Below are 14,527 nucleotides of genomic sequence, written 5' to 3'. Positions count from 1 at the left end.
GCGGGGCACCGACAACGGCCCGCCGCGCGACGAACCCGCCCCCGCCGCCGACCCGCGCGCCCGCTACGGCCTGGCGTAGAAGTCCGGGGTGCCCATGATCCAGAGGCTGGCCTGCTTGATCGGCATGCCGGCCCGGGGGGCCTCGATCATCTGGTCGTCGCCGATGTAGAGGCCGACGTGGTGGATGTCGGCGGCGCGGCCGGTGTCGCTCCAGAAGACGAGGTCCCCGGGGCGGAGCTCGCGGTAGCCGATCGGGGTGCTCCGGGCGTACTGGTCGGCGGCGAAGTGGTTGAGCGACCGGCCGCCCTGGCGCCAGGCCATCATGGTCAGGCCCGAGCAGTCGTAGCCGCCGGGCCCCTCGCCGCCCCAGACGTACGGCAGGCCGATCTTGGAGCGGGCGTAGTCGACGGCGGCGGCCGCGCCCTCCGCCGACCAGGGACGGTCGGGCGGCGGTCCGTCCGCGGGGGCCTTGGCCGCGTCCGCCCTCGCCGCCTCGGCTGCGGCCTGTTCCGCGGCGGCCCGGTCCGCGGCTTCCCGGTCCGCGGCTTCCCGGTCCGCAGCGGCCTTCTCGGCTGCGGCCCGGGCGGCCGCCTCGGCCTCGCGGGCGGCGATCGCCTCCAGGGCCTCGCGCCGCTGCCGCTCCAGCTCGACGGTGGTGCGGCGGGCGGCGGCGAGGTCGGCGAGGAGCTGTTCGCGGCGGCGGCCGGTACCGACGACCTGGATCCGCCGGGCGGACATCCGGGCCTCCGCCCGGTCCCGGGCGGCGCCGACCTCGGCGGCGGCCTTCTCGGCGGCCTCGGTCGCGGCGCGGGCGGCGGCCGAGGCGCGGGCCGCGGCGGCGGCCGTGGAGGTGGCGGCGTCGAGGATCTGCCGGGTGCGGTCGCTGGCCACGCCGACCACCGCCGCCCGGTCGCCGGCCTCGCGCGGGCCGCGGGCGCCGATCAGGGCGTTGATCGCGGAGAGTTCGGCGGTGGCGCCCTGACGGTACGTTTCCGCGGCCAGCGCGGCGGCGTCCTCGGCGGCCGCGGCCCGCTCGGCCTCGGCGGAGGCGGCCCGGCCGACCGCGGCGGACTCCTCGGCGCGGGCGCGGGTCAGCGCGAGCCGGGCGCCGTTGTAGGCCTCGACGGCCTCTTCGGCCACCCGGCCGGCCCGGTCGAGCTCGGCCCTGGCCTCGGCCAGCCCGGCTTCGATGGCGGTCACCGCGGCGGCCCGGCGGTCGGCCTCGCCCCGGGCCCGGTCGATGTCCTCGGCGGAGGGGTGCGGCTCGTCGGCCAGGGAGGTGCCGGTGGCCGGGTCGGGGTCCACCGGGACCGGGGCGGCGGCCACGGCCACGGGGAGCAGCCCGAGCAGTGCGGCGAGGGACAGGGTGAGGGGGAACAGGAGGGCCGGCAGGAGCCTGCGCGCCACGAGACATCCCTTCTCAGGTCTCGGACGGGAGCGCCGGGCGCGGTGGCGGGGTCGAGCGGGCCCGGCGGGACATCCCGTCACGCGACGGATCGGTTACGCGTCGTCATGATCTCAAGCCGGGCCGCCTTCGCGCCGTAAGCCCGCACCGCCGGCCGGGTGACCCGTCGGATGATCCGACCTGGCGTCAACTCCGGCCACGCGCAGGGGGCACCCGGACTACCGGCGGATCCGGCGGGTGTGCGTCCGCAGGTGGGGGTGGCGGTCCGGCCGGGGCTCCAGGCCGGTCGGGCGCACCGCGTGGGTGCGGGTGCGGCCGGCCCGGACGGAGCGCCGCCGCTGTTCGGCCCGGCGCCGGGTGCCGGGCTCGCGGCCACCGCCGCCGGCGCCGTGGGCGGGAGCCGGCGCCCCCTGCGTCGCGGCGGCCGCGGCCGCCGAGCGGCGGTCGGCCAGCCGGGCGGAGCGCCGGGCCAGCGCGCGGGCGGCGTGGGCGTCGAGGTGGGCGGAGGCCCGGGCCGCCATCCGCTCGGCGACCCGGTGGGCGGCCGGGTGGCCGGCGGGCACCTTGTCCGGGGCGCCGGCGATCAGGTCGAAGAGCCAGGTGCGGGCGATGTCCGCACGCCGGTGCAGTCGGCGCTCGCGCCGGAGCGCCCGGGCCCGGCGGCGCGGGCGGGTGGTGTAGCGCCAGCGCGCCCACGGGCTGCTCGGCCGGGCCAGCCGGACGGCTCCGATCCAGGAGAGGCCGGGCACCATGATGCCGAGCAGGCCGGTCCACATCTTGCCCTTGAGCAGGGTGACGATCATGGCCAGCGCGTTCACCGAGATCACCGTGACCAGGCCCCAGCGGGTCTCCTCGCCGGGTTCCGCGCCGAGCGGCACGTACCCGATGAGCAGCAGGCCGGTGAAGAGGATGCCGAAGATCACCGCGTCGACCGACTTGCGGCCCTGCTCGCTCCAGTAGACGTCGTCCAGGTGCAGGATGAGCGCGAACTCGTCCAGCACCAGGCCGCAGCCGATGCCGAAGAGCAGCCCGAACACGTCGATCCAGGGGTGGCCGCCGTAGGTCGCGAACACCCCGATGCCGCCGGCCAGCAGGAAGCCCAGGCCGAACACCATGTGGTGGATGTGCAGCCCGCCGGGGGTGACGTTGCCCGGCCACCAGCGCACCTGGGCCCTGATCATCCGCACGCTGAAACGGATGAAGACGAAGGACGTGATGAATCCGACCAGCAGCAGGAACAGCGGTTGCTTGTGCGCGGCGACGATGTGCTCGCGGTAGCCGTCCAGCAGTGTGGTCATGGGTCTTACCTTCGTTCCTGGTCCTGCGAACTGACTGCCGCGACATGGCCCGGGGCCCAACACGGTCCAACGACTGCGGGCCGGGCGCGACGCCCGGCCCGACGGTGCCCGGCCGACGACGGACGCCCGGCCCGACGGTGCCCGGCCGACGACGGACGCCCGGCCCGACGACGGACGCGACCGCGACGGACGACGCCACCGCCGACGGCCCGCCGCGCGGTCAGAAGCCCCGGGTGCGCTTGGCCGCCCGGCGCGGTACGACCGGCTGCGGCGGCAGCGGTTCGGCGCCGGCCGGCAGCTTCATGAAGAGCCGGGCGATCTCGCCTCCGAGGTTCACCCCGATCGCCAGCGCCAGGGCGATCGCCGCGGCCCGGGTGATCTGGACGATGCCGGCGGCGGAGTGGCCCTGGGCGAAGGAGAGCATGCCGAGGTAGAGCGCCGAACCCGGCATCAGCGGTCCGATCGCGGCGGTCACGTACGGCAGCGCCGAGCCGTAGCGGTAGCGGGCCATCAGCTGGCCGAAGAGACCGACCAGGCCGGCCGCGACGCCGGTGGCCACGATCGGCGAGATGCCCGCGTTGTAGACCAGGACGCCGTAGCTGGCCCAGCCGATGCCGCTGTTGAGGGTGACCAGGGCGAGCGAGCGGCGGTCGGTCTGCAGCAGCATCGCGAAGGCCAGTGTCAGCACCAGCGCGGCGATCATCTGGACCGGCGGGTAGTTGACCCCGACCAGGCTCTCGTCCGGCCGGAGCTTGGCCTCGAAGCCGACCCCGAGGTAGAGGATCAGCATCACGCCGATGACGATGCCCGCCACCAGGTAGATCACTTCGAGCAGACGGGCGGCGGCGGTGATGTAGAAGCCGGTCAGACCGTCCTGCACGGCGGCGACCAGGGCCCGCCCGGGGAGCAGCGCGAACAGCCCACCGGTGATCACCACCGAACCGCGCAGGCCCCAGTCGTTGAAGGAGAGGATGATGCCGGAGGCCGCCGCGGGCATCGCGGCCAGCACGAACTGGTAGAACTCCGGCAGGCCGCGGCGGGCGATCAGCGAGGCCAGCCGGTCGCCGAGGACGGCCGCGATGAAGGCGCTGGCGAAGACCAGCCACCCCTTGTCGTCCATCCGCCCGCCGACCAGGAAGGTCGCCGCGCCGGCCAGCAGACCGGTGTTCAGCGCGAGCAGCCAGGCCGGGTACGGGTGCCGGTTGCGGCGGATCCGGGCGAGCCGGCGGTACGCGTCGTTGACGGTGACCTTCTCCGCGGTGATGTCGGCGACCAGCTCGTACACCGCGTTCAGCCGGGTGTAGTCGGAGGTGCGGCGGCGCACCACCCGGTCCGCGGTGACCGGCGGCTCGACCAGCGAGGGCTGGTGCGAGATGCCGATCAGGGTGAAGGTGACCTGCGGCTCGCAGCGGTCCAGCCGGTAGGCGTGGGCGATGCCGAGCATGGCCGCCTCGACGTCCTCGGCGGCCTCGCCGCTGGCCAGCAGCAGTTCGCCGATCCGGAGCGTCAGGTCGAGGATGCGCGGGACGTTCCGGGCGGCCGAGGGGTGCAGGTCCCGGGGGGTGCGTTCGAAGGCCGGACGCTCGGACATCGGGGTGCGCAGCAGGGTGCGCATCCGGTCCGGCCAGGGTGCCTCGCCGGGGGCGCCGGGCTTCAGGCTCGGAACGGCGATGCCGGTGGGCGGGGTGTAGCCGGCCGCCTGCCACTCCTCGGGGGTGAGGGTGTCCTCGGCGAACGACCGCCGCCGGTACACCGGGGCGAGGTCCTCGGGCTCCACGACCCGCTCGTCGGCTTCGGCGCGCTCCTCGTGCTCTTCGACGGACGGCTCGCCGGGCTGCTCGGCGGACGGGTCGGTGGACAGGTCGATGGACGGCTCGGGGGACGGCTCGGCGGACGGCTCGACCGCTCGCTCGCCGGGCCGCCCGGTGGCCCGACCGGTGGGTTCGGGGGCCAGCAGGCCCTTGGTCTCCGGGACGGGCGGGACGAGCGGGATCACGGTGACCGGCTCCACGACCGGGGCGGGGTGGCCGAGCAGGCCCTCGGTGGGCGGCGCTCCGGAGGGGTGCAGCGGCTGCTCCTCCGGTGCCGGCCCCGCCGGCCTGGCCCCCCTGCCGCCCCTGGCCCGCTTGCCTCCGCCCGGTCGGCCCCGCTTAGGCACTTCCGCTCCTTGCCGCCCCTGGTGGCGCCGGGCTCCCGGGCCGCCGTTCGATCTCCGGTTACACCTTGCCTGATCGAACTGCTGAACGCACATGTACGTCCCGGCGGGCGCCCGCGGGCCCGGGTGCCTGCCCGGCGTGGTGGCGGTCCGGGGCGGCCGCCCGCCCCGGACCGGACCGCACCGGACCGCCCCGACCCGCGCGCTACAGCCCGTACCGCTCGATGACCTCCTCGTGCCGGGCGGTGTCCGCGCCCGCCGCCCGGGCGAGGTCGAGCCAGGCCAGCGGGTGCGGCCAGGAGCCGGTGAGCCGGTGCAGCAGCGCGTCCGCGTCGGCGGCGTGGGCGGTGGGCGGCACGCCCACCGCGGCGTAGATCCCGTGCAGGGTGCCGCCGTCCACCTCCGGGTCGGTGATGCCGTAGTGGTCCCCGCTGTAGGCCCAGACCGCGTAGCCGGACCGCCCCAACTGCTCGCGCAGCTCGTTCCAGGCCTCGTCGCCGGGCCAGCCGCCGTCGACCCAGTAGGTGGTGTACCCGGCCGGGTCGAGCAGGGTGAGCAACTCGAACACCGGGCGCCAACTCCGCCGCTCCTCCTCCGGCGCGTCCTCGGCGGGCGGCTCCGTCAGCAGGGCCGGGGCGAAGACCACCACGTCGCCGTGGTTGAGCGTCAGGTCGTCGCCCAGCACCGGCAGGATGCGGGCGGTGGCCGGGCCGGTGCGGACCGCCGGGAGGTCGGCGGTGGCGCCGTCGGTCCGGGTGGCCCGGACGGTGACCAGCTGCCACTCCTCGTCCACCCGGCCCTCGGGTTCGTCGAACTCGATGCCGAGCAGGGCGCCGGTGGAGCGGACCACGGCCCAGTCCCGGTTGGCGGTGGCGGCGGTGATCAGGTGCCAGAGGTCGGGCTGCTGGACCGTGCGGTGCAGCTCCTCCTCCGGCGTGCCCTCGACGGGCAGCGCATGCGTCAGGAGGTCCTGGTAGTACCGCTGCGCGGCGGCGTGGTCCCCCAGCTCGGTGGCCGCGGCGCCGGCCACCCGGCGGGTGTTGATCCGGTCCGGGTGCTCGGCCAGGATCGCCTCGCAGTGCTCCACCACCTCGGCCCAGCGGCCCTCCGCGCCGGCCCAGCGGGCCCGGACCCAGTGGCCGTCGGCGGGGCTGGTCTCCGCCAACCGGTCGGCGAGCCGGCGCACGCCGTCGCCGTCCCCCGCCTCGACCAGGGCGGCGCCGAGCATGCCGATCAGGTCCTCGTCGGCCGGGTCGGCGTCCAACTGCTGCCAGAGCAGGTCGGCGGCGGCCCGGGCGTGACCGAGGCTGCCCAGCACCCCGGCCAGCTGCACCGCGATGCCGGTGACGCCGGCCCGGTCGACCTCGCCGGCCTGCCCCTGCCGGCACGTGTCCAGGGCGGCGGAGAGCAGGTCGGCGCCGGTCTCGATGGGCACGCCCGCCGCGCCGAGGTGCGCGAGCAGCTCGCCCGGCGGAACGGCCGGCTCGGGGACGGGCAGCGCCTCGGCTGCCGCGCGCAGCTGGGCGACCTGCTCGGCGACGCCCTCGGTGCGGCGCAGCCGGGTGAGCTTGCGCTCGCCGGTGGCGGCCAGGGCGAGGGCGACCGTCCGGGCGCCGCGGGCCAGGGCGAGCCGCCCGGCGGCCAGCAGCAGGTCGACGCAGGGGCGGTGCGACCCGGTGCCGTCGAGGTAGCCGACCCAGCCGGCCAGGACGGCGCCCAACTCGGCGTCGTTCTCCCAGGCGCCGGCCGCGACGAGCAGTTCGACGGTCTCGGTCCAGGCCGCCCGCAGGTCGGCGTGGCGCTCGGCCTCCGACCGGTCCGGCAGCAGGGCGAGCGCCTCCTCCGTCCGGCCGAGCGAGGCGAGCGCGCGGGCGCGGGCCAGGGCGCCCCAGCGCTGGTCGCTCTCGTCGAGCTGCCGGCCGCGGGCGCGCTCGGCCTGCTCGGCGGTGTCGAGCAGGGCCAGCACCTCCTCGTGCCGGCCGAGCAGGTGCAGGGTGCCGGCCCGGGAGTGGTGGAAGTGCAGCGAGAGCCGCTGGCCGGCCGCCTTGATCCGGGCGGCGGCGGTGTCCAGGTGGCCGAGCGCCTCGGCGGGGCGGCCGTCGTCCTCCAGGGCGTCGGAGTACTCCCGGGAGAGGCAGTCGAAGCAGGCCCGGGCCGGCTCGATCCGCTCCAGCGTCTCGCTCAGCACGGCGAGCCGCTCGGGCACGTAGCCGGGGCCGTCGACCCGGGCGTGGCAGATCGCGAAGTCCTGCACGACGCAGACCGACTGCGGGCAGCCGGCGGTCTCCTCCCGGTGCGCGAACTCCAGCAGGTCGACCGCCTCGGCCAGGGCCTGTTCGCCCTGGTGGCGCTTGTTCAGCAGGTTCTGCATCCGCCAGTGCCGCAGGTAGACCTCGACCCAGGGGAGGCCGAGCGCCCGGGCGGCGGCGACCGCCTCCGGGTAGAGGGCGTCGAGCTGCGCGTTGCGCCCTTCGTTGGCGTGGCCGGGGAGCTCGTAGATGGCGTCGGCCAGCCGCCGGTGGCCGGTCTCGGCCAGCTGCTGGTGGGTGTCCCGCACCCAGGCCCAGATGTCGGTACTCATGCGACTTCCCCCTGCTGGTCGTGCGCTGCGCTGGTGAACAGTGTGGCCGGGGCCACTGACAATCCGTCCGGAACGGCGGCCGGGGCCACCCCGTCAGACCCCGCCGCCGGGGCCGCCGGGGCCACCGTGCCCGTCGAGCCCGTCGAGCCCGTCCGGGCTGTCCGGGACGGCGGGCAGGCCGGCCGGGACGGCGGCGGTCAGCGCGGAGACCGCGGTGCCGATGCCGGCCAGCGCGCCGGTGAGGTCGCCGCCGGACGGGCCGGCCGAGGCCGCCGCCATGATCACCTTCAGCGAGCGGAGCAGCCCGGCGGCGGTGGCGCTGCCGGTGTGCCCGTCGCGGTAGGCGGTGAGCAGGTCCTGGACGGCCGGGCAGGACAGGTTGAGGTAGAGCCGGGCCCTCACCTCGCCGTCGGTGCGGGCGGTGAACGCCCGGGCCAGCCGCAGCGCGGCGGACGGGATCCGGGCGTCCGCCTGGTCGTCCTCGATCCTGGCCTTCAGCTCGGCCTCCCGGTCGGGGACCAGGACCAGCGGCAGGCCGGCCGGGTCGAAGCGGGCCGGGACGAGCTGCTCGCCCGGGTCGGCCAGGGCGCCGGCCAGCCAGGCGGCCTCCCCGGCGGGCAGCGGGCGCTCCGGGTCGCGGAACAGCTCGCGGTTGCCGCTCTCGCTGCCGAGTTCGACGATCCGGCAGCCCCGCAGCTGGGCGTAGCGGCGCAGGAACGGCAGGACGGCGTAGCGGTCGCCGCGCGCGATCGGCACCTGCATCGCCCGGTAGAGCATCTCCTCGAAGCCGCCGTTGCCGCCGAGCGCGACGTGCACCGCCCCGTCCCCGGCCGCCCGCAGCGCGCCGGCCGTCAGGTCGCCCTGCGAGGTGGGCACCGGGACGTCGTCGGCGAGCAGGGTGAACAGCCGGTCGTCGCAGAGCGCGGCGCCGAGCAGGTCCTGGCCGTGCCGGGCCAGGATGCGGCGCCAGACGGCGGGCCGCAGCCGGGCGGTCTCGTAGAGGCCGTCGACCACGGCGTCGGTGAGCGACTGCTGGAGCGCGCGGTAGTGCTCGTCGCGCTGGAGGTCCTCGCGGCTGGCGGTCGGGGTGAGCCGGTTGGACTCGACCACGCCGCCGATGAACCCGGCCCAGCTGGGCAGCAGGTCGCGGGCGTCCTCGGCGAGCAGCATGCCGCGCAGGTAGACGGCGAGGTCGCGGTTGTCGCTGCTGGCGTAGCTGCCGCCGTCCTGGACCCAGAGCAGGCCGATGGCGTCGCTGCCGCCCTCGACGGGCCGGACGGGGAAGGCGGTGAGCGGCTCGAAGCGGCGGCCGAAGGCGGCGGCGAACCGCATCCGCGCGGCGTGCTCGTCCCCGTCGGAGGGGCGGCGCGCGGCGCCTCCGGCGGGGGTGGCGGTGGGCGACGGGCGGGGCTGCTGCCGCCAGGGCACCGGGACGGCGTTGACGGGCTGCTCGTCGTCGCCGACGAAGACCGGTATCGGGAGCAGGACGCAGTACCGGCCGAGCACCTCGCGCAGCGCGGACTCGTCGGCGAGGTGGGCGTGTTCGGCCTTCAGGGCCAGCTCGACGACCGTGCCGCCGCCGGGCCGCGCGGCCGCCGGCTCGACGCTGTACTGCTCGCCGCCGCGGCTGCGGTAGCGGTGTCCGAGCCGCGGCTCCCGGTGCGAGGTGGTGGTGACGACGACCTCGTCGGCGACCGAGAAGGCCGAGAGGAAGCCGAGGCCGAAGGCGCCGATCAGCTCCTGGCTGCCGGTCAGTTCGCGCAGCATCCGGGTGTAGCCGGTGCCGACGGTGGCGAGGTAGGCGTGGATCTCCGGTTCGGTGAGGCCGGCGCCGGTGTCCTCGATGGCGACGGTGCGCCGGTCCGCGTCGGCCCGCACCCGGATCAGCGGCCGGTGGTCGCCGTCCGGGTCCTCCAGCAGGCGCCGGGTGTGCGAGTCGTGGGCGTTCTGGACGAGTTCGCGCAGGGCGACCAGCGGGGTGGAGTAGAGGTGGGTGGCGAGGACGTTCACCAGTCCGCCGAGATCGACCTCGGTCGTACGCAGGTCCTCGGCAGGCACGGGCTCGGGCGGGAGACCTTGAGACATGGGTCCCCAGTGTGCCAGTGCGACTATCCGCCGACCATTTCTTTCTGACGCCAGGGACCTGGTCAACTCCGTGTTGACGAAACCGGCCGGCGGACCGGTTTCGGACTGGTCCGTTCGGGGGGCTCAACCGCCCCGCGTCCGGGGAATTCGGCCGACGGCCCGGCACGCCGCGCGACCTCGCCCGGAATTCCGTTGTGCGCGCTTGATGACACCATCGGGGGAATTGCCACCCATTCGGTGGAGTTCGTCCACGGCGTTGGTGAATGCTGGTCGTGCGACGTCAGGCAACGGCGCTCCGGGGCGGCCACCCCGGAAAGGCGCCACATTCGCACTCCACCCTTCAGGAGACCAGCGTGTCCCGTATTCGCGCAGCCGCCGCCACCGCCCTCGGGGCCTTCCTCCTCGTCGGTGCCGGCGCCGCCACCGCGCACGCCGACAACGGCGCCGGCGCCGACCACCACTCCAACAGCGGCGTGGTGAGCAACACCGGCTCCAACAACGTCCTCGGCGGCGTCCTCGGCAACGCGGTCAACACCCAGCAGACCGCCACCGGCTCCGGCGCGAGCAACCAGAACAACGGACTCGCCGTGACCGGCAACGGCGGCGACATCGGCGCCCTGCAGGGCAACGGCAACGTCGGCGCCGCGGTGTTCTACCCCGTCGTGCTCCCCTGACGCCACCTCCGCCGGGAGGCGTCCCGGGCCGCGACCGCCCCTCGCGCGCCCGGGTTCCGGACCGGGTGCCCGTCCCCGCACGCCGGGGCCGGGCACCCGGCCGTGTCCGGCCCCGCCCACACCCCATCGCCCGGGCCTATCCGCCCGGGCCCCGCGCCCAGGCCCCCGCTCACGCCCCTCCGGGCACGCCCAGGACGGCCCGCCCGAGCCGGCGCAGACAGTCGCCGAGGTCGGCCCGGGCGCTGTACGGGCGGTTCCGCACCCCGTCGTTGACCAGCGCGAACAGCGCGTGCACCCGGATCCGGGCCTCCGCCGCGTCGTACTCCGGGCGTACCCGGCGGAGCAGGTCGACCCAGGTCCGCAGGAAGTCCCGCCGGAAGTCCACCGCGGCCCGGCGGTCCGGCGCGGCCAGCCGCTCGGTCTCGCTCAGCATCGCGCCGAGGTAGTCGCTGTTGCCCCGCGCGAAGCCCACGTACGCGCCCAGACCGGCCTCCAGCGCCGCCGCCGGCCCGGCCGCACCGGCGATCGCCCCCGCCACCTCCTGCCAGAGCCGCTCCCGGCCGCGCACCAGCGAGGCGGCCAGCAGGTGCTGCTTGCTCTCGAAGTGCCGGTACACGCTGGGCCCGGAAATGCCGACCGCGGCGCCGAGTTGGTCGGTGCTGACGTTGTCGAAGCCGCGCCGGTGGAACAGCCGGACGGCCGCGGCGAGCAGTTCCTCGCGGCGCGGCAGCGGCCGCAACTCATCGGCCGGGACGCTCGGCCGGAGGTCCGGCACGGCACCGTCCAGCGTCACCGCGAGCACCGCCGCCACCAGCTCGCGCACCAGCCGCTCGGCCCGGCGCGGCTGCGGGACGGCCGACTGGTAGGACAGCCCCGCGCAGGCCGAGAGCGCCGACCAGCAGAGCAACTCGGCGTCGCGATCGCCTAGTTCGGGCCGTTCGGCGCGGAGCACCGCGACCATCAGCGCGACGTCCGCCCGCAGCTCCCGGCGGAGCGCGGCCCGCCGGGCCGGCGGCAGCAGCCGGGCGTCGCGCTGCACCAGGGTGCCGAGCGGCCGGTGCCCGACCGCGACCGCGGCCAGCGCGGTGCCCACGTCCGCCGTGGAACGCGCGGCGCGCAGCCCGCCCGCCAGCTCGTCCAGGCCCAACCGGACGGCCCGGTCGAGCAGTTCGGGCTTGCCCCGGAAGTGCCGGTAGAGGGCCGGCGCGGTGATGCCGACCCCGGCGGCGACCTCGGTCATCGAGACCTGGTGGTACCCGCTGCGGTGGAAGCGCTCGGCGGCCACGGCCAGGATCTGCGCCTGCCGGGAGCGCGCGGGCGGCCGCCGTACCACCATGCCGCCGCTCCCTCGCTCCAGTCCCGCCACCGGTCTTCGCCCGTAGGCTAGCAAGGATTCACTTCAACCGGCCCGTGGCCGGTCGTACCGGGCTTGATCACCGCGAGGACACCGGGCCGCCGGCCCTGGACAGTGGAAGCTACCCGGGATTAACTTGTGGGGCGATCACCTGGCACCACCGAAGGGAGCGCCGCCGTGCGCCGCACCGTGTTCACCGAGGACCACGAGGCCTTCCGGGAGACCATCCGGGACTTCATCGCCAACGAGGTCGTCCCGGTCTACGAGAGCTGGGAGGCCGACGGCCACCCGCCGCGCGACTTCTACCGCAAGCTCGGCGAGCTGGGCGTCTACGGGATCGAGGTGCCGGAGGAGTACGGCGGCGCCGGCGAGAGCGGGTTCAAGTACCAGGCGGTCATCGCCGAGGAGACCGCCCGGGCCGGGGTCAGCTTCGGCTCCTCCGGCGTGCACACCGGCCTGGTGCTGCCGTACCTGCTGGAGTACGCGAACGAGGAGCAGAAGCGGCGCTGGCTGCCCGGCTTCGTCTCCGGCGACATCATGACCGCCATCGCGATGACCGAGCCCGGCGCCGGCTCCGACCTCGCGGGCATCACCACCACCGCCCGGCTCTCCGAGGACGGCACCCACTACGTCCTCAACGGCGCCAAGACCTTCATCACCGGCGGCGTGCTCGCCGACCTGGTCCTGGTGATCTGCCGGACCTCCCCGTACGACCCGGAGAACCGCCGGGCCGGCCTCTCGATCCTCTGCGTGGACACCGCCTCCGAGGGCTACACCGTCGGCCGCAAGCTGCAGAAGATCGGCCTGCGCACGTCGGACACCGCCGAGTTGGCGTTCAGCGACGTCAAGGTGCCGGTGGAGAACCTGCTCGGCGAGGAGGGCAGGGCCTTCTCCTACCTGACCCACAACCTGGTGCAGGAGCGCCTGGCCATCGCGGTCGGCGCGTACGCGGCCTCGGCGGCCGCCGTCCGGTTCGCCGTGCAGTACGTCAAGGACCGCAAGGTCTTCGGCAAGGCGGTGGCCGAGTTCCAGAACACCAAGTTCACGCTGGCCGACTGCGAGGCCCAGGTGGTGGCCCAGCAGTCCATGGTCGACCGCGCGCTGGAGCTCTACCAGCACGGCGAGCTGACGGTCGCGGACGCGGCGGCGGCGAAGCTGTTCTGCACCGAGTCGGCGTCCGGCGTGATCGACAAGTGCCTGCAGCTGCACGGCGGTTACGGCTACATCCTGGAGTACCCGATCGCCCGCCTCTACACCGACAACCGGGTGTTCCGGATCTACGGCGGCACCAGCGAGGTCATGCGCAGCATCATCGCCAAGTCGCTGGGACTGTGACGGGCCCGACCGGCTGACCCCGCGGACTCGGAGGGCGGCGGGCCGCACCCCCACGGCGGCCCGCCGTCATCCGATCAGTTGGGCGAGGCGTGCTCGTGCCGCCAGGCGTCCCAGCCCGCCGCCGACGCCACCTTCGCCTCGTGCAACGCCCGGTGCGCCCGGACCGCCGGAGGCGTGTCCAGCGTGCGCACCCAGTTGCGGCCGGCCGTGACCAGTGCCGCACACACCATCATCGCCCCGGCCGTGCCGAGCATCGCACCGACGCCCGTGAGCACCGCACCGCCGGCCAGCAGCGAGCGGTTGACCTGGAACCCGTTCTGAAGACTCTCGTTGGTCGCCATGCATCCACCATCGGGGCAGTCGGCGGACATCGCACCCCGAGCGGCACCGACCGGGTGTGGCGGGCCGCCACGCCCGGGGCGCCGGCGGGGCTGCGGCGGGCCTCGGCCGGGGCCGCGGCGGGGCTGCGGCGGGGCTTCGGCGCGGGCCCGTACCCAGGGACACCGGGGTCACCACCCGCCGCGCGGCTCCGGGTGCGGGAGCCGACCGTGTCCGCGAGGCTGGGCCGAAGGGGTCACCGCCCGGCCCCGGCAGGCCGGTCCAGGAGGACGCGCGATGGTCGATCTCGAACTGCTCGCCGTGGAGCACGCCGCCAAGGCCGCCGAGAGCCCGCACGGGCGCAGCGCCCACCTGGTGCTGCACGACGGCGTCCTGCGGCAGACCGTGATCGCGCTGACCGCCGGCACCTCGCTGGACGAGCACAACGCCCCGGCCGCCGCCTCGATCCAGGTGCTGCGCGGCCGGGTCTCGTTGACCATCACCGGCCACCTCCAGGAGCTGTCGGCGGGCCAGCTGCACCCGGTGCCGCAGGAACGGCACGGGCTGCTGGCCCACGTCGACTCGGTGGTGCTGCTGACGGCGGTGACCGCCTAGCCGGCCGGAGCGCGGTCGCCGGGGCGTTTCCGCCGGAACCGCCGCGCTACGTCGTGGCCGGCTTCAGCACCGCGCCGCCGACCAGCCGCAGCCCCCGCAGGAAGTCCCGGCCGGTCGGCGCCTGCTCCGGAGCGGCCATCCACTGGAGCGCCATCCCGGCGAGCAGCGCCTGGTAGAACATGCCGCGGGCCAGCTCCTCCTCGGTGTCGGGCACCTCGGCGAGCCCCTGGAACAGCGCGGCGAGCCCGAGCCGGCCCTCCTTCTGCGTCTCGGCGAGCGCCTGCTTCAGCTCGGGCGCGTGCTCGACCTGCACGATCGCCTCGAACTGGGCGGCCCAGAGGCCCCGGTGCTCGACGAAGGTCTGCTTCACCCCGTCCCAGACCGCGACGAAGCGCTCCTCCGGGTCGTCCGACACCGAGGCCGCGCCCGCCACCACCGCGGCCAGTGCGCCGCCCCACTCCCCGGTGGCCTCGATCAGCGCCGCGTTGAGCAGCGCCTCCTTGGAGCCGAAGTGGTAGCCGATGGCGGCCAGGCTGACACCGGAGGCGGTGGCGATGTCGCGGGCGGTGGTGCGCCCGTAGCCCTTCTCGTACAGGCAGCGCTTGGCGCCGGCCATCAAGTCTTCGCGGTTTCCCATGGTGTCGATGCTACGGAAGATCCGGACGAATGTCTTGCACGTCCGTCTCGCACGATCGATTTAGACGCCC

11 protein-coding genes are annotated in these 14,527 nt (G+C 75.5%); 3 read left to right on the top strand and 8 right to left on the bottom strand.

The window, feature by feature from the left end; all coding sequences use genetic code 11:
• Window positions 1–63: 63 nt before the first annotated feature.
• The 5 genes from ACFVHB_RS22275 to ACFVHB_RS22255 all read right to left on the bottom strand — a co-directional run bounded on the left by ACFVHB_RS22275 (window position 64) and on the right by ACFVHB_RS22255 (window position 9,524).
• The gene (locus ACFVHB_RS22275; RefSeq protein WP_380324867.1) at window positions 64–1,407 is read right to left on the bottom strand and encodes a C40 family peptidase; all 1,344 of its coding nucleotides are present in this window, start codon (window positions 1,405–1,407) and stop codon (window positions 64–66) included.
• A gap of 216 nt (window positions 1,408–1,623) precedes the next feature.
• A complete protein-coding gene (locus ACFVHB_RS22270) occupies window positions 1,624–2,703 on the bottom strand; it encodes a hypothetical protein (RefSeq protein WP_380324865.1) in 1,080 nt (359 codons plus the stop codon).
• 220 nt (window positions 2,704–2,923) lie between these two features.
• Window positions 2,924–4,861: a threonine/serine exporter family protein gene (locus ACFVHB_RS22265; RefSeq protein ID WP_380324862.1), complete on the bottom strand. Its 1,938-nt coding sequence runs from the start codon at window positions 4,859–4,861 to the stop codon at window positions 2,924–2,926.
• 202 nt (window positions 4,862–5,063) lie between these two features.
• The gene (locus ACFVHB_RS22260; protein ID WP_380324859.1) at window positions 5,064–7,439 is read right to left on the bottom strand and encodes a hypothetical protein; all 2,376 of its coding nucleotides are present in this window, start codon (window positions 7,437–7,439) and stop codon (window positions 5,064–5,066) included.
• A gap of 93 nt (window positions 7,440–7,532) precedes the next feature.
• Complete coding sequence (locus tag ACFVHB_RS22255) at window positions 7,533–9,524, bottom strand: ATP-binding protein (RefSeq protein WP_380324856.1); 1,992 nt, start codon at window positions 9,522–9,524, stop codon at window positions 7,533–7,535.
• A gap of 353 nt (window positions 9,525–9,877) precedes the next feature.
• Between ACFVHB_RS22255 and ACFVHB_RS22250 the strand changes: the two genes are divergently transcribed.
• On the top strand, window positions 9,878–10,198 hold the full coding sequence (locus ACFVHB_RS22250) for a hypothetical protein (protein WP_380324853.1): 321 nt from the start codon (window positions 9,878–9,880) through the stop codon (window positions 10,196–10,198).
• 169 nt (window positions 10,199–10,367) lie between these two features.
• Here the strand turns inward: ACFVHB_RS22250 and ACFVHB_RS22245 are convergent, their stop codons facing one another.
• Window positions 10,368–11,534 carry a TetR/AcrR family transcriptional regulator gene (locus ACFVHB_RS22245; RefSeq protein ID WP_380324850.1) on the bottom strand — a complete coding sequence of 389 codons (1,167 nt, stop codon included), beginning with the start codon at window positions 11,532–11,534 and terminating at the stop codon, window positions 10,368–10,370.
• Window positions 11,535–11,729: 195 nt separating this feature from the next.
• On the opposite strand from ACFVHB_RS22245, the gene ACFVHB_RS22240 reads away from it, so the two are divergent.
• Window positions 11,730–12,887, top strand: a complete 1,158-nt coding sequence (locus ACFVHB_RS22240; RefSeq protein ID WP_380324847.1) for an acyl-CoA dehydrogenase family protein — start codon at window positions 11,730–11,732, stop codon at window positions 12,885–12,887.
• Between the two features lie 74 nt (window positions 12,888–12,961).
• Here the strand turns inward: ACFVHB_RS22240 and ACFVHB_RS22235 are convergent, their stop codons facing one another.
• Window positions 12,962–13,228: a hypothetical protein gene (locus ACFVHB_RS22235; RefSeq protein WP_380324844.1), complete on the bottom strand. Its 267-nt coding sequence runs from the start codon at window positions 13,226–13,228 to the stop codon at window positions 12,962–12,964.
• 274 nt (window positions 13,229–13,502) lie between these two features.
• Here ACFVHB_RS22235 and ACFVHB_RS22230 point away from each other — a divergent pair, with 274 nt between their 5' ends.
• Complete coding sequence (locus tag ACFVHB_RS22230) at window positions 13,503–13,820, top strand: cupin (RefSeq protein WP_380324841.1); 318 nt, start codon at window positions 13,503–13,505, stop codon at window positions 13,818–13,820.
• Between the two features lie 46 nt (window positions 13,821–13,866).
• On the opposite strand, the gene ACFVHB_RS22225 is transcribed toward ACFVHB_RS22230, so the two are convergent.
• The gene (locus tag ACFVHB_RS22225) at window positions 13,867–14,457 is read right to left on the bottom strand and encodes a TetR/AcrR family transcriptional regulator (RefSeq protein ID WP_380324838.1); all 591 of its coding nucleotides are present in this window, start codon (window positions 14,455–14,457) and stop codon (window positions 13,867–13,869) included.
• Window positions 14,458–14,527: the final 70 nt, after the last annotated feature.

It is taken from the genome of Kitasatospora sp. NPDC127111, assembly GCF_042677465.1.
In the GTDB taxonomy this organism is placed as follows: Bacteria; Actinomycetota; Actinomycetes; order Streptomycetales; family Streptomycetaceae; genus Kitasatospora.
This window is presented reverse-complemented; position numbering and strand designations above follow the sequence as displayed.